The following is a 20982-nucleotide window of genomic DNA, read 5'->3' on the forward strand; positions in this document are numbered from 1 at the left end:
GGCACGGTTCAGTCCCTCACGAAAGCTGCATTGTCACATTGATGTTAAAAATGATTTCGACAAATCCGCGCATCGGCGTATAGGAGGCCGAAAGGCCTGCATAACGCCCGATACCGTAATCATTCGGATTAGTGTTGATATACTGGCGGAAAGGCACTGCATCGACGACAGGCTGGCCGTTGACAAGGCCGTAAGATACGCCCGTATTGAACACCGCCTGTGCGACCTGCTGTAGACGGTCGATTCCGTCCTGGTTGTAGTAAAGCGGGTTAATTGGGTTATTGCTGCCGTTGATCACCGTGTTGGCGAGCTGCATATCGACGTTAATCTGCACCCAGTCTACGGAATACCAGTACGTCATATCGTTACCGTCACTGGTAACGCCTTTCACCAGAATCGTGTTGGAAATTCCACCCTCAGCACCCGTATCGACGTAGTTAATATTCTGCTTTGTCATCGTGGCCAGAATGGAATTTTTGCCCTTGTGGGCGTTTACCGCCTGCAGATAGCGAAATGCCATCGGCGGCACCTTGTTGATTTCTGAAGGTGATGCGGAAACATAGTTCCACATTACGGCTGCTGCCGCGTTTGTCGCCGGGTACGTATCATCCGCCGTTGCAATAACCGACTTAATACCGGCATAAGGCGAAACGTAATTCGTGTCGTCCGGCGTTTTCGTCAGCACGAAGAAATACTGCATCGCTTCGTTGGCGGTGTGGAGTTTTGCCAGACTGATAAATTCTGCGTCACCATCCCACGGCTGCGGCACCAGATACGCATAAAAACGCAGGAGCGGATCTTCCATATAAGCTTTCAGTGCAGCGATTTCCTTACTGACCCCGCCTTTCTGTACTCCCAGCTCCAGCAGGTAAATCCCGACTGAATTTCCCTGGGCAAAAAACGTGTTTACTGCCGTCACCAGATTTTCACTGCCGACAATGGAAAACTGCCCCAGTGTCACTGGCGAACCGGAAAGCTGAGAATCAGCAATCGTCCAGGTCAGTGTTTTTTCATCCGTGACGGTAGCAGTATATTCGCCATTCCACGCGTCGGGCGAACACCCGGACACCACAATTTTCACCTCAGAACTGTTTTCGCGTCGGATGTTACTCCCTTCCGGAAGCGTCATCGTAACGGTGACGTTTGCCGCAGATTTTCCTGCGGCAGCCGCCGACAACGCAGCAATCGGATTTTTAACCAGATCGTTAATATCCTGATTACGGGTGAGTAATACAGGCTTTCCCGGCTCATGAGTCGTGGAACCAAACGAGAGAATCGCAGCCATCTGTTGCAGATTCGAGGGTATGGCCCCGATGGTCTGGGACACATTCACCGTGACGATATTAAATCCCATTATTTAACCTCATATTTACAAATAACTTTTTCAATCAACTGCCGGGATATTTCCCGGGCGGTGCTCTGGTAGTAATTCACGTCAAAATCGACAATTTTTTTCTTCGCCAGAGCGTTGATTTCAACCTGTCCCGACTTTGCGTCCTGAACCACCGGAATATTGGTTACGCCAAACTTTTCCTCCTCCAGCGCCCTGTTCACCACCGAGTCGACAAGATCCAGCGCCATTTTGTTGCTGAATCCGTAAAGCGTCAGGCGAACCGAATCCTGGACGAGCTGAAACCGCTCACCGCCGAAAACAACAGGAGCCACCTGCAAAGGAATACTGTTGCGAACATCCACTGCGATATACGGAGGACGAAGGTTCTGCGGTACCAGGTAAGACGGATACACGGTCGCGGCATCTTTCATTTGCAGCCAGATCGGGATGCTGTTGGAGATGATCTGCTCGTCGCTGATATCCTCCTCGCAGTCGATAATCTGAGAGCGCATGGTTGGTAAAATCGCCATACCGCGATAATGAAAAATACCCGACTGCTGATAACGGCTCTCCATTCGTGAAAAAGCAAACTGGACGCCGCCATACTCACCGAGATAGATCGCATCGGGATTTTCCACATTAAAATCATCAACCTGCTGAACAGGCGTGAAAATAATGTTGTTCACATCCTTCGAGACAGACTCGTCCTGAATCGCAATAACCTGACGATGCAGACTGCCTTTGATTTTCAGACGAGTTGGTGACTCAATATTCAGGCGACACAGTTCATCGCAACTGATGATTTCCGCATTAACCCAATAGACAAAGCCATCCAGCGGCAGAACCTGCCGGACATAGAGCCTGAACGTGATTTCCTGGTCTGACGAGATGGTTTCAACTGCGGATTTAAGAACGGACGAGAGCTGCGAACTGTGCTGTTCGGCTAATTCCTCAAGACTCGGCATTATTATCTATCCACGCTATAAAGCTGCCCTTAAACAGGCCACCGTCTATGAATGACGGACGCCGCTCCCCGGTATATTTGTCCTTAAGCCTGGAGTTAACGCCCAGTAGCGCGGCCTGAGTTGGCACAGGGTTTCCGTTAATCGTCATCCCGGCCATTTCCTCGGCTTCCAGAAAACGGTGAAAAATCCCGCGGGTATCGCCCATAACCTGCACAGGTGGCAACGGCACTTTATTTTTGAGATGGCGAATGAGCTGGAACGCAACCATCTCCCCTGTCTCCTGGATAATCTCGTCCTTATGCATTTCCCAGAAGTGCGTAAAAATTTCGTATCGCTCCTCGAGGTCACAGGCCACGTCAAACGTGGTTTTTCCCGGTTCGTCGCCGTAGTCATACGGCTGGTCGATAACCCCAAAACAAAGTTTCATGGCGTGTAACCCCATACCGTGCCCATCTGCATCAGCACCGCAACAACCTGTCGTCCATACGGATCCTGTAACATCTGCAAATCCAGCAAAGACAGATTACTCAGCGCGTCGCTGATGGTGATCGAACCCGATGTCCCCTGGTCTGCTGCCGCGCTGACAAGCCCGGTAGCCAGTTTCCCTAGGTTGAGTTTTTTTCTCAGGTTGGCAAACCACGAGCCGGGAGCGAAATTCAGGAGAAATGAGGCGGCAGCGTTATAAACCGTTCGCACATAGATGATGGGTAAACGCTCCAGCCCCTGATCGTGAGGGATTAGCTCCATCGCAGACTGAAAGCAACATTCCAGCGTCGGATCATCGTCAGCAATAGCGTGAACCGGTACTTTCATGTCGTCACGAACAAAGCGAATAAACCCCTCCAGTGACGGACGCAGGGTCATTATTTTTTAACCTTAATATTTCGCTTTGTGCTGGGCGGATTTTCCTGTTCGGTGTTAACCGCTTCCCCGGTGATTTCCATTTCAATACCACCTGGTTGAGGTTTTTCGCCACTCTGAATCACTGCCTGATCCACTGCGTTATTCAGCGATACGGCGCTGGCTGCGAGAATTTCTTCTGACAGGGATTCCAGATTTTCCGTTTTCTGCTCCGCGCAATCCTCAATGCGACCGACGCTCACAGGTTTATCGATGGAATAGCAGATACCAGAAAAATTCTTGTCCACCTTGTCACAACGCTGGAATCCGTAAGGCTCATGCTGTCGGATGATGTGGTCGATAATATCGGACTGATTTTCGATCATATGCTGACGTCCGGACGGAATTGTCACACCGAACGACTGCGTTTTTTCGGGGAGTTTGTAGTTGAACGTGTGCGGCTGACGTGAGCAGTTAGCGATGTAGAGCTTCATAAATTTTTCCCACAAAAAAGGGGAGCATTCAGCTCCCCGCATTATCAGATTGAACGTTTATGCGTATTTGGCAGACAACAGGGTGATCCCCTCAGGGCGGAAGTTCCAGCCCGGCGTCGCGCGCATGGTATACAACGTTGTCAGGCCGCCATCCGGCATAGGGGACGGAATTTCCGTCGGCGCTGCCATATCACAGAACATCACGTTGACGGCCTGCTGGTTAGGTACCAGCGTGGAGAAAATATTGGTGTTAATGGTGTGACGCGCTTCCGGAACCTCAATCGTCGGGTTCGTAACGATGATCAGGTCATTACCACCAGCGCCTTTACCGATCAGTGTGTCGTCCTGGCAGAAAATGATGTCGTCGCCTGTCGCCTTATCGGCGACGTCTTTAACCATCGTTCCCACCGTTCCGGTACCACCACCAGGACGCTGGTAACTGGTCAGCTCAACAATTCCTGTCCACTCCAGCGCCTTCATGAATCGCTGTGGGCTCAGAATAACAGTCGTTAATGGCTGCCCCAGCAGCAACATGCGGGTTTTCTGGTCAGCAATCAGGCCAAGCATAAATTTAGCCATCTCACCGGAATCCCAGGTGGTATATGAATCATTCCCTTTGCTGTCGTTGCCCAGATTCAGCGTCACTGCGTTCGGGGAGTTGGTGATCCCCTCGTTATTAGCTGCATTCACGCCATACAGCAGCATATTACGCAACATTTGAGCGTGTCCCTGACGGTTAGCCAGGCGCAGGCCTTCAATCAGAGAATAGCCCCAGCGATCTGCTGCATCAGTATCGAGATAGCTGTATTGCGAGCGGGAAGAAATTCGGTAAGTCATCATCCCGTCATAGCCGCCAGAGATACTGGAAGACGGTAACTGGCCCGGCAGAGACTGGCCGACCTGCGCCTGCGAGGTCATGCGCAGATATTTCTGATAGACCATCAAATCACTGGAACTGATTTTTACCGCTGGAGCACCGCCAGCCAGGACTTCAAACGCACCGGAAGCCATGCTCTGTTGCACGATCATTTCCGGCAGCACCATTGACGGCGACACAATAGTAGTCGCAGGAGTAAATGCGCTCATTAATTAATATCCCCTTAAATTAAAAACAGGCCGCACGGTTTGCCGATTTCCCAGACAACGTTACCGCCATCCTCTTTTTTCACCGTCAGGTTTCCGTCAACTGAAACCATCAGCAGCTTAATATCCACTTTCGGATTAGTGCCGGGTGATCCCGAATAAACATCAACCATGTTTTTCGTCAGATCCCACACAAAACCACCGGCAGCAACGGTGTTATTGCCATCAGCCAACGCAACAACTTCTGCACTGACAGGGAGAGGAATGCGGGCACCTGAGCCAACGCGGTAATAGTGAACAAAGCCACCCGCGAGATATAACGGCACCGGATTATCCGGCGTGGTAATGCCATGAAATGCCTGATTAAAGACCGTAAAGGCGTTACATGCGTTTTGTGTAGCCTGCTTAATTACCGCGCCGTTAACGCTGTCTTTCGTGGGAGCAATGCACTCCATAACTCCAACGCCACCCCATACCGGTTCAGTGATTTTGCTGTCCAGTCGTCCGGAGCAAAGTTGCAGACGAATTGCTGGATCATCCTGCGCATCGCCCTGCATCAGCCCACGGGATTCGACGTTAAAAAGGCCACCAAACGCCCCACGGTTTTTAAACGGATGAAAGTTAATATCAGCCATTGTTCAGGCTCCCTTGAGTGTTAATTTTTGCCAGACGACGCCCCGGAATTTTGAAGGCACTCAGCCAGACGTTCGGATCGCCCTGATATTCAGTAATGCGACGCCCGGCTTCATCGTTGCGGATGCGTTTATGCAGTTGCCCCTGCGTACTCATCATTTCTTTTTCGATGGACTGACGGGCGGCACTGAAAATTGCGTCCTCAAGCACAGCCAGCGTTGCAGAATCCGCAATCGCGCGAATATTGACGTCCTTATGTGCCGGAGAGTGTTTCTGCATTGCGATTAGCGCACGCTTGCGGTAGTCCAGCGCATTTTCACCAGAAAACGGGGCCGGCGCGTTTTTACCGCAGGCACTGAATGCAGAGTCGGCTTTTGCCTGTGCTTCTGCCAGGGCAGAGTCATTGCGTTCTTTTTCTGCCTCCTCGTCAGCTTTGGCTTTTTCTTCTGCCTCCTTTGCCGCAGCTTCATCAGCTTTACGCTGTTCCTCTGCGGCTTCATCGGCTTTGGCCTTTTCTTCGGCCTCTTTTTTCGCCTGTTCTTCGGCATCCGCCCGCGCTTTGTCCCGCTGTTCCAGTGAGTCCATGCGCGTAACGACACCATCGATTTTCTGATTAATGCCTTGCAGGGCATCGCTCACCACCCCCTGTAACAGGGCTTGGAGTTCTTCTTTTTCCATCTCGATTTCACCTGTGTTTGTCACTTCAACCCCTGCGGGGATCCGATCTTTATCCCACACGCCCAGCGAGCCGTGGTCTTTCGTCACCAGGGCGATGTGATCAACAAGGAAAGGAACGCCCTCGATTAAAAAATTGGTGTCACCTTCCTGTACTTCCACATTTCCTGATGTGCTGTTGAACACCACCGACGGGCTTGTCGAAACATCACCATCAGTGATTTCTTCAACAATGCTCTGGAGGTAAACGCGGCACACCGCCCATACCTCGTCACCCCGGATATACGGCAGCATGACACTGCCGACGATCCGCGATTTAAAATCCTCCTCCGTCAGAACTGCGTCGTCAGGATGGTTTGCGATAACCGGAAGGCCATTGCATCGCCTTAAAAACTCCTCGTTCAGATAGAGCTTTGGATCACGCCAGACGTGCTCTTTCAGCCCGGCGCGATAGGCAAGCCCGGTTCCGGTTATGCGCAAATTCACCAGCCACATGTTGGAGAATTTCACCGGAGACGGTACGGTTCCGTCCCTGATGCGTTCTGCCACTTCAAGCTCGGTTAAACTCACGTTTGCCCTTCTCCGTTAAAAATTCGTCGGGTAGTTTCTGAGGGGCGTAGATCGGCATTGCATCGCAACTGCAATAAACCTCCTCCCCGGCAGCAGTGATTTCGTCATAAAAACCATATACGGGCTTAATCAGCCCCTGCACCAGCGCCCACGAATCGCGAAGGAGATAAATTTTCTCGTCGCGCTCTTTGTGGTCCTGTCGGTATTTGTATCCCGGACGCCGCCAGTTAGAATGCCAGCGCAGAGCAATCGCACCACTCTGAACAGCCAGCAGATACTTAACGTTACTCGCCAGCTTATGTCCCTGGTCAATTGCCACCCGGCGACTGATAAAATCCATATCCTTCACGGACTTCTGAAAACCGGACTTCACTTCCCGGCGATCAATTTCGCTCACCCCGTCAGGCGGAATGGACGTAACCCACCCCTGAAAACGCTGTATGGTTTTCTCGATGGCCTGTTCGCGGTTGAGTTTTATCAGGTTGGCACTGGCGAAAATTCGCCTGTCGAGTTCCTTGCGAAACTCAGGTTTCAGTTTTTCAACAGTGATTTTTTTAGGGCCATCAGGAGGCTGATCCCGTAATGCCCCGCCGTCGATGACAAGACGGCTGTAGATAGCGGTGAGATGTTTTCTGGCTACGGTATCATCAGGGGTTTCTCGCTGAGCGGCTACACGGAGTTTCCGGCACCATTCGAGCAATGATTTTTCGCTATCCCACCCGTGATTTACGTAGTAGTTAACGGCATCCGTCAGAACCTCATACAGCGTCCTGATCCGTTTCTTCTTCCTCACCGCCCGGCTGGAAATTGCCATCAGGCGTCTCCTGCTTCGGTGGTTCATAATTCGCCAGCGCGTCCACATCAATGATGAGTGGAGCTTCGCCATAGGTTTGCGTGGCATTAACAAGGCTTGCCAGCCATTCAGCGAGGGCGGCGCGGTTTTCAGGATCAACCTGTGGCGACACGGCAGAGAAAAGTGCTATCGCCTGTTGAATCACTTTACTGTCGCTTTCCCGGCGTTTGTCCGGCGACTCCTCCACCAGCTCCTGCCACGTCGCGGTAAATTCACGTCGCCACTGGTAAAACGTGGTTTTATAGTCGTCGGTTATGATGTCCGGGTAATCATTTTTCAGCGACTGATAAAATTCCTCGTTCCAGGCGATGTACTGCACCAGGCGTTCGAAATAATCCATCACAGGTTCAATTTGCTGGCGTACACCATCGATATACTGGCTGATAGCTTTCGAGTCCTCCTTACCTTCACCGAATCCGTTACTGAACGCTTCTTCCTTGATAATAATGGCCGGAACGTCACTCCCGGCGGCAATATCAGCAATGATGTTGTCGCGGGATGTATTCAGCGCCCCGTCGATGTTTTGCAGGTTCAGTGAACTTACGTCTTCGTCTTTTCCAATACTCAACACGCCTTTATTTTTGGCGGCTTTCACGTTTTCCCTTTTACGCCCCGTGGCAGCAGCCATGATCCCGTCAATTTTCGAACCGTTCTGCACAACTTTAGCCACCAGTACGCCTGCCTTCTGGCTGACGAGATCATTCGCCTCCATCGTATTGATATAGGATTTCAGGGAATAAAGAACTCGCTGAAACACGCTTCGCCCGGTGAATCCGAACGATGAACTCTGAAACTCCAGATAAATCGGTGTGCCGTTGAAGATTTTCAGTGTGCGTGACGGATGCCAGTCTTTTCCGCCAATCTTCAGTTTTTTATTGGCTTCCTGGAAAAACGGGCTGTTGGGGTTCTGGTCAGTCACCATCGAACCGGAAGCGTTCAACGGGTCCCACGCGTTGATATACACGTCATCTTCTGTCAGTCCGAACGTCGGAAGCGGTTCACGACATGAAACACTGTCGGTGCCCACGCCGATCGCTGCGGCACCGTAACAACGAGACAGAAAAAACAGATTTTTAATCTTCTCGTTAACCTTCATACGTTCCCATACCTCCTGGAAACGCCGCACAACCCGCTCGTCAGGGTCTGTCTCCACGTTGTACTGGCGCGGCTTACACATCGCCATAAGTATGGGTTTTTCGACAAGTTTCCCACCCAGCGGGTGGTACTGCCACAGCAGTTTACACAGTTCATAGCCAATGTCGGTTCCCGGCTGAATTTCTTCAGCCTCAAGAATGCGCATCAGCGAAGAACTGAGATTTACAGAAATCTCGATCTCAGCCATCAGAAAAAAATCCAGATTTTTACAATTCCGCGTAATTACCGTGCGCGATGATCAATCCATAGGTGTAACAATCGAAAAGGTCATCAGCACGTTTATGCGCATCTTTGTCTGCCAGGTGGAACCCGGCGATTTGTTTTATGAGGTGGTTTGCGGTGGTGCGTTTGAATGAAACGGTCTTGTCGTAAGCCTCCCGGACGATTTTGCACATCCCCTGATAGTGGTAGCTGGATGCCATCACCGCCCGTTCGTCTTTGCCCTTGCTGGTTAGTGCCGATTTAATCGGCGTCATATCCCAGCCTTCGGTTTCCGCCTTCTGGTTGAGGATTGCCCCCATCGCGGCGTCTTCCATAAAAATTCCCTGGCTGCCCAGACGCGGACGGCATAATTTCGCGAGGCGCTCGAGGTTGTCATAAACGCCGGGGATATATTCAGGAAGCAATGACGCTTTAATTTGCGTCACATCCCAGTCAATAATCGTCAGTTTTGGCTCGTCCGAATACGTTGACTCATAAGAGAAATACACCACGCCAGTACCATCATTTTCGGTCCCGCCTTTCAGCGCTGTATCCATCACTGCGAAAATCATGTCGCAGTGCGGCGGCATCTCAATTGGTTGACCGTCCACCAGCAGCTTATCGACATCGAGTAACGCGTCTTTGGACCAGTCTACGAACTCTGCAAGATATTCCTGCTGCCAGACGCGCGGATCGGATTTCTTCTCCGTTTCCTCCAGTTCTTCTTTCGGAATATACGGATTCGATGAAGTTGGCGCATGGTGCATAACAAATCCCAGGGATTCATCGTGGCATATCGCGTAGAAAAAATTGCTCTCGTCGATACCGTTTGGTGTGGAAAATACCCACGCACAGCCGCGGTAATCAACAAGCGTCGGGCTTATAGCGCGGGGCCAGATTTCTTCGAGCATTTCCGGCGATTTAGTGAATGCGGCCTCATCAATCAGCACAGCATGATACTTACGCCCACGTCCGGCCAGTTTGTTGTTGTCCGTAACCCAGAAGTCGATGCGGCCACCGTTCCGGAGAATGATGCGCTTTTCATTTTTTGACTGGCTGAGGATCAGCGGTTGCAGAACGGCGCTAATTTCATCCCAGATTTCCTGGTACTGGCGGTATTGTGCGGTAAAAATCCCCACCCTACCCGCGATAAGCTGCCCGGTGGTAGGAACGGCAAATTTCCGCGTCGCAAAACTGGTAGCGATGTTCACCAGCATCACCGTTTTACCCCAGCGACGACCACAGCATACCGCGTGGAAGCGTTCCTCTATTGCCGCCGTCCATGCAGCTATTTGCCCCTCATGAGGTTTTGGGAGGTAGATTTCAATCGACATTATCCACTCCCGGCATCGGCAGAGAGTTGTGGATAATTATTTCGTTATTCTCACCACCCACGCCTTTTTTGAGGTTTTCAATCTCAGTGCGCAGCTTTTCATTGCGAAGCTTCAGTCCTTCAAGCTCCAGATCATTGCGACTGTCAGTTGCACCACCAGCAGAACTTCCTTTCGTCGCCATTATCAGCTTGATAAGTTCGCGCCGGGCGGCAGCCTTATCCTCCAGCAGGATCTCAACACCAAATTTCCCGAGCTTTGCCCCTGCATATAATTGCCGCGCATCCCCATCAAGCAGAGTGGTATCAGCCATATAAAGCTGCCCCGTTCCCTCACCGCGGCACTTCGGGCAGTCCGGATTGGGTATGGCGTTATCAACAAAGCCAAGGCCACCATATTCCGGCTCGGGTTTGCCATCTCTGGAAGCCTGCGCCGCTGCCTTGTCGAATTCTGCTATATCGCGCCACTGGTAGAGATGATTCTCGCCCCAGCAATAACGGCAGTTAACACGGCGAAATTGTGCCAACTGATTGGGGTCGGCCTGGACAATGGCCATCAACTGACTCACCAGTAAATCCAGGTCTGCGGTATAGCGTTTCTGGTACTGATTGCGGAACCATGAGATAGCCCGATAAACCTTAACATTTCTTAACAGACGTGAGGCTGCGGCACTTGCTACGTTTCCCGTTCCCTCGTAACCCGCTAGGCGGTATGCCTCGATGAGGTTTTTACCCTGCGCAACCAGCATGGCGAATTTTGCCTGCTGGTCAGAAATGCCGAATTCATCGGGACAGAATGAAGTTTCCTCCGCGTCGCCCTCATTCAAGCACGCATCGGATACTGACTTTTTTTTCTGAGATTTTCCGTTCCGCTTTTGCGCAGTCTGCGCAAATTTTTTCTGCGCACTTTTTTGCGCAGTTTTGCGCACTTCTGTCTGCGCATTTTTCGGAGGTTTTTTGATGTAACGACGGGCTGTTGCGTAATTCAGTCCCCTTGCTTCACACCATGCCACCGGAGATATACCGGAGCGGGTGTATTCAGCAATATACTCCTGCTGCAACGCCCCCCAGTCTGGTCTGCTCATCAGTTAGTCCTGATTTTTATCCACCCTGAGTAGTTCGCGCAGGGCAAAGGCATCCCCTTTTCTGGCAAGCTTAAACAATGCCGCCCGTATCTCGGCTTCACCTTTCGCTCTGCCCTTACGGATGGACGCGTAAAAATTTGTCATTGCTTCCCGATTTTCTTTCAGTCGGTTCAGATCAACATCCAGAACGTCAGCGATTTGTTGTGCCGTCATCCGGCACGCTGCCAGAGACTCGACTTTCGAATACGGAATCATTTGTCACCCCCATTGATATGCAGGGTGTCTTCTTCCTGTATTTTTTGTGAAGGATTTTTACTGCAGCGTTGTTCCAGGTGACCTGATGGTGAATGCGTTTATGGCTGGCACCCATCAGTGAGATTTTTACGCACGACGGCGCATGCATGACGGAGTAAAAACTTTTAACGTAGGTTCCGGAATCCAGATACAGCTCGGTCATTCCGCCGCTGTTTTTCTGCGTCTGTTTCTGCCCTAACTGGACAGCACCGATCGTCATAAACAATTCACCACAGCGACCGAGATTCGTGTACGTATTCACATCCTCGTTAATGCGCCCCATGAATGAGAACGGTCGATCAACGGAACAGATAAAACTGTTCATTGCCTTGCGTTTCACCCACGAAGCATGGCCGCCATTGTCACCAAGAAAATCCCCGCCCTGCGACATAGCGATGGAAAGCGCAGGTATTGATTCGTAATACGCCAGCATCTCAGAAAGGATCGCATCCAGTTTCCTTATCGGGAAATAGGCCTGGTCATAGTTGCGATCCACCCGAAACTGGAACTCGTGATAATCATCATCGAGCTGAATGAAGTATTTACACCCGACCAGTTTTGCCAGGTCGAAACAGGCATTACGGGCGTAAAAAATTGAGCGGCGATCACCGAAATTATCGGCTTCGTCAAAACGACTGGCTATATCTGCTTTGGAAAACACCAGCACCTGTTCACCAAATTCAGCCATGTACTGATGCCGTGTCTTATCTTCATCATCAACAACGATAAAAATTTTCCCGGTATAGCCAGCACGACGCAACGTCCGGTAAGTCAGAACTTTGTCCGGTCGCCCGTGAGTCAGAATAAAGGCGCAAAAATCATCACGCATATTCCTCCTCCCCGCCATGCATGATCTCCACCATGCGCTGCGTCATCCGGACAAATCCATTTTCAATAGCCTGCTGATAATCAATGATCACCAGCGCCGACTCCTCGAAAAGGCACTGAATTTCAGCGGGGGCGTGGGCGTAATAGTCCGCAATTCTGCTGAAATTAAACACCGTGTGGCGTTCTGCCGCGCACAGGAGGAATTTTTCGATATCAGGCTCAATGGACGCCGAACGTATCCGGCTGATCAGCTCCTGAGTTTTCGTATCGTCGTACAGTTCACTGATATCCGGTTTATCGCCCGACGGTTCATAAACAGGCGTATCAATTTTCGTCGTATACGGCTCCTCCTCATTTCCTGTACCAGGCAAAATATCCGTCAACAGTTCATCAATTTCTGTCGGGCTGAAGCCTGTCAGGGAGACATCAAAATCAGCATTAATTAGGTCCGACAGCTCCATCCGTAACAGATCTTCATCCCAGCCAGCATTCATCGGCAGGCGATTATCTGCCAGGCGGTACGCCTTTTTCTGAATCATCCGTCAGACCAGACAGAACGATGACCGGAACGGAATCCATTTTGAGCACTTCAGCCGCCATAACGCGACCATGACCAGCAATAATTTCGCCCTTTTCGTCAATCAGCACCGGATTAGTCCAGCCGAATTGCTTAATGCTTTCTACCAGTTGTGCCACCTGCTCAGGGCTGTGTGTCCTGGCATTGTGTGCATACGGAGACAGTTCTTGTAACGGGCGATAGACGATCTTCAATTTCTCGCTCATACAGCCTCGCTTTATGAATAAAAAAGCCCGCTATCGGCCAATGCGCTAGGTGCGCGGCGGGTGCCGATGACGAGCTTTGGCATTATCGCAACCCCTCACCATGAAGGGCTGCTGTAATGCTGGTGATCAGTTCTGCGCACACCGACGAATGCCATCAATAAGCTGGCAGACCTGAGAAGCTGTATCGAAAAGCTGGCGTGCCTTATCAAGGCTAACGCATCCCACCAATAAAAAAGGCACCAGTACCGCTACCAGTGCCCATTTCGCCGCCGTTCGCGACATTCTGTGTGTCCAGTGTTTTCGGCTCATATCACCACCAACGCACAGCCCAAATCAGAACAGCGACCGCCACAAGGCGAATTGCAAAGGCCGCAGCCCTTGTCAAATCAAGGCTCACGGGAGTTTCCACTTCAATACCTTTCATAATGGACAACCTCAAAAAGAATCTTTTATACTTTCCCACGAGGATTTTCTCCGTACTCACTACTCACAATTTCCTCTTTGACGTGAAAACTAAAAACCCCGGACTGTTCCAGCAGCCGGGGTTTTTGCTATCTGATGCTGTACCCCTTACTTTCGCTCATCGTAACCCCAGAAAAGAGCCTGAATGAGTTGAGGGTGTTCAGCACTTCAGCGTCAGTTTTTAAACTGCTACTCGCTCTTTCATCCAGCCGTAGACAAACGACTCGTTGGCCTCGCGTTTTTCTGCCAGCTCCAGATAGCGGTCACCCTGCGTGCAATTCAGCGCCTTCAACATCACCTGTTCGCCGTCTTTGCCGCGTTTTTGCAGATAAGTCCGTAGTGCATTAATCGTGCGGGGGCCGATACGCCCGTCTGCGTCCATATCCGGGAACAATTTGCCTTGCAGGTTGAAAACGTTCAGCCAGCGTTGGAGCATTTTCGATGCCACGGACGGCCCCATATTCACGCCGGTATCACACAACTCTGCGGCAATATCAGGGGATAATGCGGCGACCTGGTCGAAACGTGGCCCGAACCAGTAATCCGCCTCGAGTATTTCCTGCGCCTGCCCGCGCGTCAGGTCACGCATATCGCCGCGATATCCGTGAGCGCGGGCGACTTTTTCCGTAATACCCCATTTTGTCGCCCCGCCTTTATCGTCCGGATGATTGACGTAGCCGCCCTCTTTTCCGAGGATTTCATCAAAAATGACGTCCTTTGATTTCATCTCAGTGCCTCAACAATGGAAAGATTCTTGTGACGTTACCGCGCGCGCGTATCACCAGCACGCAGAACAGCAGATTAAAAAACACTTCCAGCCAGCCCGTTGCTAACGGGCGACCACACAGATAGCTGAGGGGCGCAAAGGCATACAGCAGCATCAACAGCCAGGCCAGCCATGACATCAACGGTTTATGTCTTGAATCACGACGACGATAAAAAAAGAGCGTCAGCACGATAACCGTGCATAACGCCACATTCAGCAATCCGGGAAGGTTACTTAACATTGCCGCCTCCTCCACCCCGCAGGCGGGAAAACAGGCCGGACACCAGCGATGCAATATCCTGCTGGTGGATGAACGAGAGAATCTTCACCGACACCACTGACACCAGTACTGCACACAATGCGTCAACAGGTGCACCGTTAAACTCTGTGTGCCTGACCAGCCAGGATGCCAGAACCTCTGCCCCCAGCACGCCGATAATGAACGACACCAGAAAATGCGCCGCCACACGCCAGGCTGAAAGCGCCTGCGGCATCGTTGCCACAAATAACGCCCCGGCGAACGCACCAAACACAATCCCGAAATCCGTTCCGGTAAACAGCCCGAATACCGTCGCCCCGCCGAGCGCCGCAGCCGTGCCGGAACCGGATAAGGGTTCAGACATACATTTTTCTCCTGTAAATAAAAAAGACCACCAGCGAGCCATAAAAAACTGCTCACATTACCTGTAGGTTCATCTATTGATATCCTTTACGCTCTTAAAGATGGGACTTTACTGAGAATTAGTTAAATAAGGTGTTTACTGATTTATTAAGTCGCTAATCACCAGCCTGGCATCATAAAAACTTACACTATCAATTATTTCCCTGTTATCTCTGTCCCGATTGACACCTCTCAGAGAAAAACACACGGTAAGTAACGAGCCAAAGGCACTAATGCGGTCTCTTACACTTACCTGGGGCACTGGCAAATCAGGAATAACCCCAGAATTTGATTCGGTCCTCAGACTGACATAACGAGCATTAGATGTGCCAACCCCATCAGTAACAACACTATTAAATCTGTCGTAATTTAACTGAACTGCTTCAACAATATTTTCAGTTGGTATCATCTCAACAGCAACTAATTCACTTTGCTCATGCATCATTATCTGTTCAAATGAGTTAAAACTCACACCTCTGCGTGATAAATATGAAACAGATGGAGCAAGACTATAAAAATTTTCATCAGCCCTGATACGATATCGATACATCACTCCATGAAACAATGAGCTTGAATAATACTGGCGAGCAATATTATATGTTTCGTTAATATCTGATGTTGTGGCTATAAAAGCACTGTCCCGGCTACCTGCAGCACAAGAGTCTCCCCTGATGTGTTGTTGAAGATTTCTGTTTGATCCATGTGCGGTGAATCCATCTCTGAAAATAACATCGGGAGGTCGGGAATCAACTCGATAAACAAACTCTACAGCATGTGAAGTTATACTAAAAAAAAATACAATCAATGAAATTAATTGACATATGGCTTTATTCATAGTACGAAGGACCAAAGCATGTGTTATTGTTTGCGCATGTGGATAAGCCTACCAACGCATTTCGTGTAAAAACGGAATAAAACTTATCGTATGTCCATACATTGCTCTTAACATATAATCTTATTTTTTGTCCGGTAGAGTAAAAAAATCGAGCCTGTGAAAATAATGTCTCATAGGAATGCCCCCAAATGCTTTGCTTTTGAATGGAACATGCAGATATGGTTTCATTGTTATTAAGTTGTGCTTTTATACAAAAATATGGACTTTGGTCAATTTGTCCAACATGCATGTCTGTAATCACAGCATTAGAGTAGAAATCATTTGCCACATCTCCTGTCCATTCAGCCTTCACAGCTCCGGAAAAGAAAACGAAAGTAGTAAGTAAGATCGAGAGAACTTTTTTCACACACTATTCCTTCAATATAATATCAACACTAAACAATCATTCACACATATTCATAAAACTCATTAACGCACCCTGGCAATTTTGACTTCATAGTCATTATGATTCTCGGTGTTAAATATAATGAACCGTGCCTCTTCTGGAGCAAAACTTTCCGACAAAACAAGACGATTATTATAACGAGCAAGAACGTAATACCAAGTATTCTCATAGTGGATCGTCTGATATTCCCTCTTAAACTGGGGTTTATACCAACCGGCAATAAGAGAGAATGTCCAGAAATAAATCATGAATCCAGCCATAATAAACTCAATCCGGTGATGGCGAATAAAAGACACTTCCGAAAAACATTTGACTGAAATAAGTCTTCTTCCTGACCTGACAAAAAGCGTAATTGTAAAGGCAGCAATAACACAAAAAAACAGCACATCTGGCTCAACGTGCTGATGAATTACCGAAAACTCCAGAACAGGCGGAATAAAAAGCAGCAATATTGCCAGAAAAAGTCTGATAAAACTCAAATTCTGTATATTGTTTTTTTGTTTTATGCCTAAAAAGAAAACAATACCTACTCCCCATCCAGTAAGGAATATAACGATAACGCTCACAGCATAAAACAAACTTCGGGCCACATCATCAACGCCAGCCCCGACGATCCACCATGGAAAGCCATAATAAAAGGAAGTCCCCCATCCATAGAAATAAGCGCTTCCCCATCCAAGACAGCCCATATAAGCAATAAAAAGTGAAGAGTTCCTCAGCAAAGTGCTGTCATCCATACCCATCTCTCTAACAATTTTAAAACATCAACTCACCTTACATAACAAAGGAGATTCCATGCAGTCAAGAGACTTCAGAGCAGGAGAAACTCATTGAGCAATCGCCATCACGTTTAACGTTATGCACCGCTTTCCAGATATAAAAAACCCGCTCAATGGCGGGTTCTGGTAAAGTTCATGCGCTTGGTTCGCCTCGCGATACAGCTTTGCGAAGCGTACCGGAATTGAAGCAGTTTGTGCGTAAAAAATCAAGCCATTTTTTGAGCAAATGATTCTCGCATGGGAATGTATAGCGCATACTCAGCAACAGCCAACCAATTAGCAATTCGCTTTTCGCATGTGCTAAAACACCACTCTGGGTACTGTTCGTTTAATAACTCGGCCATCCTTCTCTTACTCATCCCTCGCCCCTCATAACGCTGACTCAGGACATTAAGCAGCCCGGGATGATCCGCCAGTACTTCGCCAATAACCCTGTCGATTATTAATGCCTCTGAATCGGTACAATGTACCAGCCAGCTCTTTTGCTTGCCGTTAATCATATCCCGCAAAAAAGCCTCAAGTTCAGGTTTATCCAGACCTGCTTTTTTCATCCTCCGGAGCGCCTCGTTAATTGCCGTTTTTGTCAGCTTTTTAGAGGTCAACATCTGGTTAAACATATTCCCCGTCTTACCGCCACCAATATACGACCAGCGCCCCCACATACGCAGTTTCCCCTGAATCCAGACACTTTCCAGCGTGGTGAGACGAAGGTGTTCTCCGCTTTTTCCTGTATTCGTTGGGTAAATCATAAATAACCTTCCTTTCTCCAGATTTCTTGTGTGCGAAAAACACCTTCTGCATGCATCAGGCGTAATTCTTCTTTGGTGTAATCGCTGGTTATTACCCGCCCGTCGATTAAATCGTGGCACGAGCTACAGGCAATCGCTGCCTGCATATCGTGTGGTTTTATCGCCGTTCCACACGTTCCCGCCAGTCGGTAATGCGCCAGCACAGACGTTTCAGGATTGTGATTGCAGTATCCAGGGATTCTGACCTGGCACATCTGGCCCCGCGCCGCTTTACGTAAATTCACCATTACGCAAACTCCAGTAGCTGCGCGGCCACATTTTCGACTTGTTCCGGAGAGGAAAATTTACGGAACAGGATCCAGTTCCACAGCACATTTAGCACAGATTTATAAACCTGCTGAAACTCGGTTTCGTCCATATTCGCAAACGCGATGGATTTCGCTCGACGCCCGCGGCTACCGTCCGGATAAATATGCTCGGTGTAAAATCCGGCCTGAATGGTTACCCACTCGCGGAAAGCCTCAAACGACTTTAGCAATGCCGTATCCCGGGTTCTGCGTGTCGCAACTGTATTCAGATATTGCTCTGCGGCTTCGCTCAGAGCTGGCGTATGTTCCCGGCCTACTGATTCACACAGGTAATCAACGAATCCTGAAACCAGTTTTCGTTCGCGAGGCGTGATCGCCCCTCCGACCGGAGTCCAGTAATCGAATCCGAGTTGCAGAAGTTTGAAAAAACGCTTATGGAATGCGTAGTTACGAACGCGCTTAAAATCAGCGTGTATCCACTCGCCTATTTTGATTTGATGCAGAAAATCACAACTCTCCGGCGTCGCCGGGAGAAGTAAACCAGAAGAAGTTTGTTTGACCAGTTGTATATGCGCCATTGTTATCTCCAATGGCGCTGTAGGTTGCCAGTTGTTCAGGCTGGCTTACGAATTATAACTCATTCCCGAACCACCTTGAAACCGAGCCTTTCCAGGTATTCAATGAATGCCTCGATAGATAAAATCACATGATCATCAGGAATTAACGTTGTGTAGACAACTTTCCCATTCTCAACGCGCACAGCATAGAGGCCATTTTCACTAAAAATTTCACGCAATTCTTCGATTTTCATCTTCAGAATCCTTCCAGATAAATAGCTCTCCCCTTCTCAGGGTCCATCCCTCTTATCCCTGCGCGCTACTTAAGAGCCTCGATTCTAGCCGTGAAGACATACCGATCAACAGCAATAAGCCACCTGAATAACAAAATTAGCCCCCCACACCAGTACAGGCAGACGGAACAAACTCACTGAAAAAAAAAACAAAAAACCCGCCGAAGCGAGTTTAGTGCGGGTGCGTTGAGGATGCCTGACACATCAGAGGTGGCGGGGGTTTACCCCGCCTGGTCTCTTACTCCTCAGGTTCGTAAGCTGTGAAGACAGCGACCTCCGTCTGGCCGGTTCGGATTCGTACCTCGCAGAGGTCTTTCCTCGTTACCAGTGCCGTCACTATGACGGTTAAACAGATGACGATCAGGGCGATTAACATCGCCTTTTGCTGCTTCATAGCCTGCTTCTCCTTGACCTTTCGGTCCGCAAGAGGCAATCTATATGTGACGAGCATATAGGGGCCTCACTTCGATTTATAGTCGGGTGGGGCTTTTATCTATCTGCCTTTGGTGGCATGCCCGAGGCAGATAGCCTCAAGCACCCGCAGTAATTTTACTTAACTCTCCTTTTCACGCAAACCGTTTTTTCTCACGGAGATAACTCGTTATTGTAATTAATTGACATGACGATCAATTAAAATTCAATTTTTTGCGCTGGTCTTGCGTTTAATATCCAACATTCTTGATGGGTGTGGTGCGCAATCAATAAGTTTTGGAGTTGAGTTTTTTTGGCCTTATAATTTAACTCATTTGTCGTATCAACTATCCAATTCCCTGTACCCGAAGAAGCCAGAGCCATGAGTTTATTACATTCCGCATGGATATTAATTATCTCACCAAACATATCTGTTTTTGTTTTTTTATTCACAAGGTTAGTAAAAATACCCGCATGCTTATAAGAATCCATTACGGTATAACGGCCATCGCCATCTATATCAGACGGTTCCGACATCCATTTAAAAACATGAAGAAGAAAAATATTGGCTGGCCAGGGAAATTCATTCCCATCAAGAAACGTTTCAGTAGTCCCTATACTCAGGCTTTCAGTAAGATTAGTCGCCCCAATTAAAATAACTTCGGGTTCACCATCCTTTCTTTTACCCGCCCCAACAAAATTGAATGTACCTGCATAACACTGTCCAAGATAAACAATAGCATTGTTTAAATTAGGCGTTCCTTTTAAAGCTTTAAGAAGTTGATGAGGCGGGATAGGATTTTTTGCATCGAGCCCTTGCGGGCAACCATGACCGGTGACAAACATAACGATATTACTGTAGTTATTATCATGTAAGTCATTAAAAAAATCTGCTGATGCTTTCGACGTATAAGGATACTTCGAGGCTGATGAAAAAAAACCATCAAAATTCCTGTTAGGGCTGTCAATATATATTGATATATCTTGGGGATTTATACCAGCCTTCTCAAGGCATAGCACACCAAAAACAATATCAAAAACGTGGCGCGGCTCAACCTCTTCTTTAGAACAAGGCAAAAACATAACCCATTTTGTACGCTCAGACCTAAGGCTCATACATATCCTTATGATTCGAATGTGTTAAATTGAAAATTTATAAATATTCAGGAAACATAGCATTACTGAAAGATGGTGGCTTTGGTAAATCAATAAAGTAAAAAAGCTCATCTATGCTTAAATGTTCAGTAATTTGCGTGGACGTTATTTGTCCTCTTTCATTCAAACCAAATATTTCATCGTCAGTTTTCAGAAAAAACACCACTTCAAATGTTGTGGTCATTTCATGCGCATAAGATTTGAACAGCATCCACTGCCCGAGATTCACACATTCTTTTACTGAATCAGAAGTATCAGGTAACGCCGAGGACTGTAACCCTGTGAATTTCATCATCTATCCTTATGAATCCGCATACAACATTCTAACAATCTGGTATTTTTACGAACAAAAACCGTGTGATCGAGTAACCGACCACACTGAGAAAATATAACTTTGCACCTCCGTTTACGTCAACCCCAGCGGCAAATCGAATACGCC

Annotated in this window: 30 protein-coding genes and 1 pseudogene; all 31 read right to left on the reverse strand. The window is 48.7% G+C overall.

Going from position 1 to position 20982, the window contains the following annotated elements; all coding sequences use genetic code 11:
• Window positions 1-16: 16 nt before the first annotated feature.
• The 31 genes and pseudogenes from FQ015_RS10520 to FQ015_RS10660 all read right to left on the reverse strand — a co-directional run bounded on the left by FQ015_RS10520 (window position 17) and on the right by FQ015_RS10660 (window position 20838).
• On the reverse strand, window positions 17-1354 hold the full coding sequence (locus FQ015_RS10520) for a hypothetical protein (RefSeq protein WP_063116736.1): 1338 nt from the start codon (window positions 1352-1354) through the stop codon (window positions 17-19).
• Complete coding sequence (locus FQ015_RS10525) at window positions 1354-2298, reverse strand: hypothetical protein (RefSeq protein ID WP_001139505.1); 945 nt, start codon at window positions 2296-2298, stop codon at window positions 1354-1356. The genes FQ015_RS10520 and FQ015_RS10525 overlap by 1 nt, the downstream gene beginning before the upstream one ends.
• Window positions 2285-2725, reverse strand: a complete 441-nt coding sequence (locus FQ015_RS10530) for a hypothetical protein (RefSeq protein WP_160524025.1) — start codon at window positions 2723-2725, stop codon at window positions 2285-2287. Before FQ015_RS10530 ends, FQ015_RS10525 begins: the two co-directional genes overlap by 14 nt.
• Entirely contained in the window at window positions 2722-3162 is a 441-nt protein-coding gene (locus tag FQ015_RS10535; protein WP_160524026.1) for a hypothetical protein, read from the reverse strand. Before FQ015_RS10535 ends, FQ015_RS10530 begins: the two co-directional genes overlap by 4 nt.
• Window positions 3162-3632 carry a hypothetical protein gene (locus FQ015_RS10540; protein WP_000780862.1) on the reverse strand — a complete coding sequence of 157 codons (471 nt, stop codon included), beginning with the start codon at window positions 3630-3632 and terminating at the stop codon, window positions 3162-3164. The genes FQ015_RS10535 and FQ015_RS10540 overlap by 1 nt, the downstream gene beginning before the upstream one ends.
• 57 nt (window positions 3633-3689) lie before the next feature.
• The gene (locus FQ015_RS10545; RefSeq protein WP_085446525.1) at window positions 3690-4718 is read right to left on the reverse strand and encodes a hypothetical protein; all 1029 of its coding nucleotides are present in this window, start codon (window positions 4716-4718) and stop codon (window positions 3690-3692) included.
• A 14-nt stretch (window positions 4719-4732) separates the two neighbouring features.
• Window positions 4733-5350: a hypothetical protein gene (locus FQ015_RS10550; protein ID WP_160524027.1), complete on the reverse strand. Its 618-nt coding sequence runs from the start codon at window positions 5348-5350 to the stop codon at window positions 4733-4735.
• On the reverse strand, window positions 5343-6593 hold the full coding sequence (locus FQ015_RS10555; RefSeq protein WP_160524028.1) for a DUF2213 domain-containing protein: 1251 nt from the start codon (window positions 6591-6593) through the stop codon (window positions 5343-5345). Before FQ015_RS10555 ends, FQ015_RS10550 begins: the two co-directional genes overlap by 8 nt.
• Window positions 6574-7407 (reverse strand): hypothetical protein, encoded by an 834-nt coding sequence (locus FQ015_RS10560; RefSeq protein WP_202385088.1) that lies wholly within the window; start codon window positions 7405-7407, stop codon window positions 6574-6576. Before FQ015_RS10560 ends, FQ015_RS10555 begins: the two co-directional genes overlap by 20 nt.
• A complete protein-coding gene (locus FQ015_RS10565; RefSeq protein WP_000807704.1) occupies window positions 7352-8788 on the reverse strand; it encodes an anti-CBASS protein Acb1 family protein in 1437 nt (478 codons plus the stop codon). Before FQ015_RS10565 ends, FQ015_RS10560 begins: the two co-directional genes overlap by 56 nt.
• Before the next feature lie 19 nt (window positions 8789-8807).
• On the reverse strand, window positions 8808-10136 hold the full coding sequence (locus FQ015_RS10570) for a terminase (protein WP_160524029.1): 1329 nt from the start codon (window positions 10134-10136) through the stop codon (window positions 8808-8810).
• Window positions 10126-11217 (reverse strand): terminase small subunit, encoded by a 1092-nt coding sequence (locus FQ015_RS10575; RefSeq protein WP_160524030.1) that lies wholly within the window; start codon window positions 11215-11217, stop codon window positions 10126-10128. The genes FQ015_RS10570 and FQ015_RS10575 overlap by 11 nt, the downstream gene beginning before the upstream one ends.
• A 3-nt stretch (window positions 11218-11220) precedes the next feature.
• Window positions 11221-11430, reverse strand: coding sequence for a hypothetical protein (locus FQ015_RS10580; RefSeq protein ID WP_053507844.1), 210 nt, complete (start codon window positions 11428-11430; stop codon window positions 11221-11223).
• Window positions 11408-12340 carry a hypothetical protein gene (locus tag FQ015_RS10585; RefSeq protein WP_160524031.1) on the reverse strand — a complete coding sequence of 311 codons (933 nt, stop codon included), beginning with the start codon at window positions 12338-12340 and terminating at the stop codon, window positions 11408-11410. Before FQ015_RS10585 ends, FQ015_RS10580 begins: the two co-directional genes overlap by 23 nt.
• Window positions 12333-12878 carry a transcriptional regulator gene (locus FQ015_RS10590; protein WP_160524032.1) on the reverse strand — a complete coding sequence of 182 codons (546 nt, stop codon included), beginning with the start codon at window positions 12876-12878 and terminating at the stop codon, window positions 12333-12335. The genes FQ015_RS10585 and FQ015_RS10590 overlap by 8 nt, the downstream gene beginning before the upstream one ends.
• Window positions 12844-13122 (reverse strand): ParB/Srx family N-terminal domain-containing protein, encoded by a 279-nt coding sequence (locus FQ015_RS10595; RefSeq protein ID WP_160524033.1) that lies wholly within the window; start codon window positions 13120-13122, stop codon window positions 12844-12846. Before FQ015_RS10595 ends, FQ015_RS10590 begins: the two co-directional genes overlap by 35 nt.
• Before the next feature lie 126 nt (window positions 13123-13248).
• Window positions 13249-13404: a hypothetical protein gene (locus tag FQ015_RS23960; RefSeq protein WP_202385089.1), complete on the reverse strand. Its 156-nt coding sequence runs from the start codon at window positions 13402-13404 to the stop codon at window positions 13249-13251.
• A 28-nt stretch (window positions 13405-13432) separates the two neighbouring features.
• Window positions 13433-13546 carry a hypothetical protein gene (locus tag FQ015_RS10600; RefSeq protein WP_160524034.1) on the reverse strand — a complete coding sequence of 38 codons (114 nt, stop codon included), beginning with the start codon at window positions 13544-13546 and terminating at the stop codon, window positions 13433-13435.
• Between the two features lie 219 nt (window positions 13547-13765).
• On the reverse strand, window positions 13766-14311 hold the full coding sequence (locus FQ015_RS10605) for a glycoside hydrolase family 108 protein (RefSeq protein ID WP_160524035.1): 546 nt from the start codon (window positions 14309-14311) through the stop codon (window positions 13766-13768).
• 1 nt (window position 14312) lies between these two features.
• Window positions 14313-14591: a phage holin family protein gene (locus FQ015_RS10610; protein ID WP_000950571.1), complete on the reverse strand. Its 279-nt coding sequence runs from the start codon at window positions 14589-14591 to the stop codon at window positions 14313-14315.
• The gene (locus FQ015_RS10615; protein WP_053287504.1) at window positions 14581-14973 is read right to left on the reverse strand and encodes a putative holin; all 393 of its coding nucleotides are present in this window, start codon (window positions 14971-14973) and stop codon (window positions 14581-14583) included. The genes FQ015_RS10610 and FQ015_RS10615 overlap by 11 nt, the downstream gene beginning before the upstream one ends.
• A 135-nt stretch (window positions 14974-15108) precedes the next feature.
• Window positions 15109-15846 carry a scabin-related ADP-ribosyltransferase gene (locus tag FQ015_RS10620; protein ID WP_001469648.1) on the reverse strand — a complete coding sequence of 246 codons (738 nt, stop codon included), beginning with the start codon at window positions 15844-15846 and terminating at the stop codon, window positions 15109-15111.
• On the reverse strand, window positions 15839-16252 hold the full coding sequence (locus FQ015_RS10625) for a subtilase family AB5 toxin binding subunit (protein WP_024179138.1): 414 nt from the start codon (window positions 16250-16252) through the stop codon (window positions 15839-15841). The genes FQ015_RS10620 and FQ015_RS10625 overlap by 8 nt, the downstream gene beginning before the upstream one ends.
• A gap of 62 nt (window positions 16253-16314) precedes the next feature.
• Window positions 16315-17028 (reverse strand): hypothetical protein, encoded by a 714-nt coding sequence (locus FQ015_RS10630; RefSeq protein WP_160524036.1) that lies wholly within the window; start codon window positions 17026-17028, stop codon window positions 16315-16317.
• 248 nt (window positions 17029-17276) lie between these two features.
• Window positions 17277-17819 (reverse strand): DUF1133 family protein, encoded by a 543-nt coding sequence (locus tag FQ015_RS10635; RefSeq protein WP_086590294.1) that lies wholly within the window; start codon window positions 17817-17819, stop codon window positions 17277-17279.
• On the reverse strand, window positions 17816-18106 hold the full coding sequence (locus FQ015_RS10640) for a DUF1364 domain-containing protein (protein ID WP_089560801.1): 291 nt from the start codon (window positions 18104-18106) through the stop codon (window positions 17816-17818). Before FQ015_RS10640 ends, FQ015_RS10635 begins: the two co-directional genes overlap by 4 nt.
• Window positions 18106-18705, reverse strand: a complete 600-nt coding sequence (locus FQ015_RS10645) for a DUF1367 family protein (protein ID WP_000940341.1) — start codon at window positions 18703-18705, stop codon at window positions 18106-18108. The genes FQ015_RS10640 and FQ015_RS10645 overlap by 1 nt, the downstream gene beginning before the upstream one ends.
• Before the next feature lie 155 nt (window positions 18706-18860).
• Window positions 18861-18938, reverse strand: a pseudogene (locus tag FQ015_RS24180) (hypothetical protein); the annotation flags it as partial.
• Between the two features lie 277 nt (window positions 18939-19215).
• Entirely contained in the window at window positions 19216-19371 is a 156-nt protein-coding gene (hokD, locus tag FQ015_RS10650; protein WP_000813254.1) for a type I toxin-antitoxin system toxin HokD, read from the reverse strand.
• Window positions 19372-19607: 236 nt separating this feature from the next.
• Window positions 19608-20504, reverse strand: a complete 897-nt coding sequence (locus tag FQ015_RS10655; protein WP_160524038.1) for a hypothetical protein — start codon at window positions 20502-20504, stop codon at window positions 19608-19610.
• 37 nt (window positions 20505-20541) lie between these two features.
• Window positions 20542-20838 carry a hypothetical protein gene (locus tag FQ015_RS10660; protein WP_237427026.1) on the reverse strand — a complete coding sequence of 99 codons (297 nt, stop codon included), beginning with the start codon at window positions 20836-20838 and terminating at the stop codon, window positions 20542-20544.
• Between the last annotated feature and the right edge of the window lie 144 nt (window positions 20839-20982).

Origin of the sequence: Escherichia sp. HH26CH (genome assembly GCF_009820205.1) — a bacterium.
GTDB lineage: Bacteria > Pseudomonadota > Gammaproteobacteria > Enterobacterales > Enterobacteriaceae > Escherichia > Escherichia coli_F.

Excerpts from the sequence above, each read along its gene's own strand:
- FQ015_RS10660 (WP_237427026.1), bottom strand. The coding sequence starts at position 20,838 with ATGATGAAATTCACAGGGTTACAGTCCTCGGCGTTACCTGATACTTCT.
- FQ015_RS10580 (WP_053507844.1), bottom strand. The coding sequence starts at position 11,430 with ATGACGGCACAACAAATCGCTGACGTTCTGGATGTTGATCTGAACCGA.
- FQ015_RS10585 (WP_160524031.1), bottom strand. The coding sequence starts at position 12,340 with ATGCGTGATGATTTTTGCGCCTTTATTCTGACTCACGGGCGACCGGAC.
- hokD (WP_000813254.1), bottom strand. The coding sequence starts at position 19,371 with ATGAAGCAGCAAAAGGCGATGTTAATCGCCCTGATCGTCATCTGTTTA.
- FQ015_RS10550 (WP_160524027.1), bottom strand. The coding sequence starts at position 5,350 with ATGGCTGATATTAACTTTCATCCGTTTAAAAACCGTGGGGCGTTTGGT.
- FQ015_RS10605 (WP_160524035.1), bottom strand. The coding sequence starts at position 14,311 with ATGAAATCAAAGGACGTCATTTTTGATGAAATCCTCGGAAAAGAGGGC.
- FQ015_RS10600 (WP_160524034.1), bottom strand. The coding sequence starts at position 13,546 with ATGAAAGGTATTGAAGTGGAAACTCCCGTGAGCCTTGATTTGACAAGG.
- FQ015_RS10590 (WP_160524032.1), bottom strand. The coding sequence starts at position 12,878 with ATGATTCAGAAAAAGGCGTACCGCCTGGCAGATAATCGCCTGCCGATG.
- FQ015_RS10535 (WP_160524026.1), bottom strand. The coding sequence starts at position 3,162 with ATGACCCTGCGTCCGTCACTGGAGGGGTTTATTCGCTTTGTTCGTGAC.
- FQ015_RS10570 (WP_160524029.1), bottom strand. The coding sequence starts at position 10,136 with ATGTCGATTGAAATCTACCTCCCAAAACCTCATGAGGGGCAAATAGCT.
- FQ015_RS10520 (WP_063116736.1), bottom strand. The coding sequence starts at position 1,354 with ATGGGATTTAATATCGTCACGGTGAATGTGTCCCAGACCATCGGGGCC.
- FQ015_RS10540 (WP_000780862.1), bottom strand. The coding sequence starts at position 3,632 with ATGAAGCTCTACATCGCTAACTGCTCACGTCAGCCGCACACGTTCAAC.
- FQ015_RS10630 (WP_160524036.1), bottom strand. The coding sequence starts at position 17,028 with ATGGATGACAGCACTTTGCTGAGGAACTCTTCACTTTTTATTGCTTAT.
- FQ015_RS10565 (WP_000807704.1), bottom strand. The coding sequence starts at position 8,788 with ATGGCTGAGATCGAGATTTCTGTAAATCTCAGTTCTTCGCTGATGCGC.
- FQ015_RS10595 (WP_160524033.1), bottom strand. The coding sequence starts at position 13,122 with ATGAGCGAGAAATTGAAGATCGTCTATCGCCCGTTACAAGAACTGTCT.
- FQ015_RS10620 (WP_001469648.1), bottom strand. The coding sequence starts at position 15,846 with ATGAATAAAGCCATATGTCAATTAATTTCATTGATTGTATTTTTTTTT.
- FQ015_RS10635 (WP_086590294.1), bottom strand. The coding sequence starts at position 17,819 with ATGATTTACCCAACGAATACAGGAAAAAGCGGAGAACACCTTCGTCTC.
- FQ015_RS10525 (WP_001139505.1), bottom strand. The coding sequence starts at position 2,298 with ATGCCGAGTCTTGAGGAATTAGCCGAACAGCACAGTTCGCAGCTCTCG.
- FQ015_RS10560 (WP_202385088.1), bottom strand. The coding sequence starts at position 7,407 with ATGGCAATTTCCAGCCGGGCGGTGAGGAAGAAGAAACGGATCAGGACG.
- FQ015_RS10655 (WP_160524038.1), bottom strand. The coding sequence starts at position 20,504 with ATGAGCCTTAGGTCTGAGCGTACAAAATGGGTTATGTTTTTGCCTTGT.
- FQ015_RS23960 (WP_202385089.1), bottom strand. The coding sequence starts at position 13,404 with ATGTCGCGAACGGCGGCGAAATGGGCACTGGTAGCGGTACTGGTGCCT.
- FQ015_RS10530 (WP_160524025.1), bottom strand. The coding sequence starts at position 2,725 with ATGAAACTTTGTTTTGGGGTTATCGACCAGCCGTATGACTACGGCGAC.
- FQ015_RS10645 (WP_000940341.1), bottom strand. The coding sequence starts at position 18,705 with ATGGCGCATATACAACTGGTCAAACAAACTTCTTCTGGTTTACTTCTC.
- FQ015_RS10615 (WP_053287504.1), bottom strand. The coding sequence starts at position 14,973 with ATGTCTGAACCCTTATCCGGTTCCGGCACGGCTGCGGCGCTCGGCGGG.
- FQ015_RS10640 (WP_089560801.1), bottom strand. The coding sequence starts at position 18,106 with ATGGTGAATTTACGTAAAGCGGCGCGGGGCCAGATGTGCCAGGTCAGA.
- FQ015_RS10610 (WP_000950571.1), bottom strand. The coding sequence starts at position 14,591 with ATGTTAAGTAACCTTCCCGGATTGCTGAATGTGGCGTTATGCACGGTT.
- FQ015_RS10575 (WP_160524030.1), bottom strand. The coding sequence starts at position 11,217 with ATGAGCAGACCAGACTGGGGGGCGTTGCAGCAGGAGTATATTGCTGAA.
- FQ015_RS10545 (WP_085446525.1), bottom strand. The coding sequence starts at position 4,718 with ATGAGCGCATTTACTCCTGCGACTACTATTGTGTCGCCGTCAATGGTG.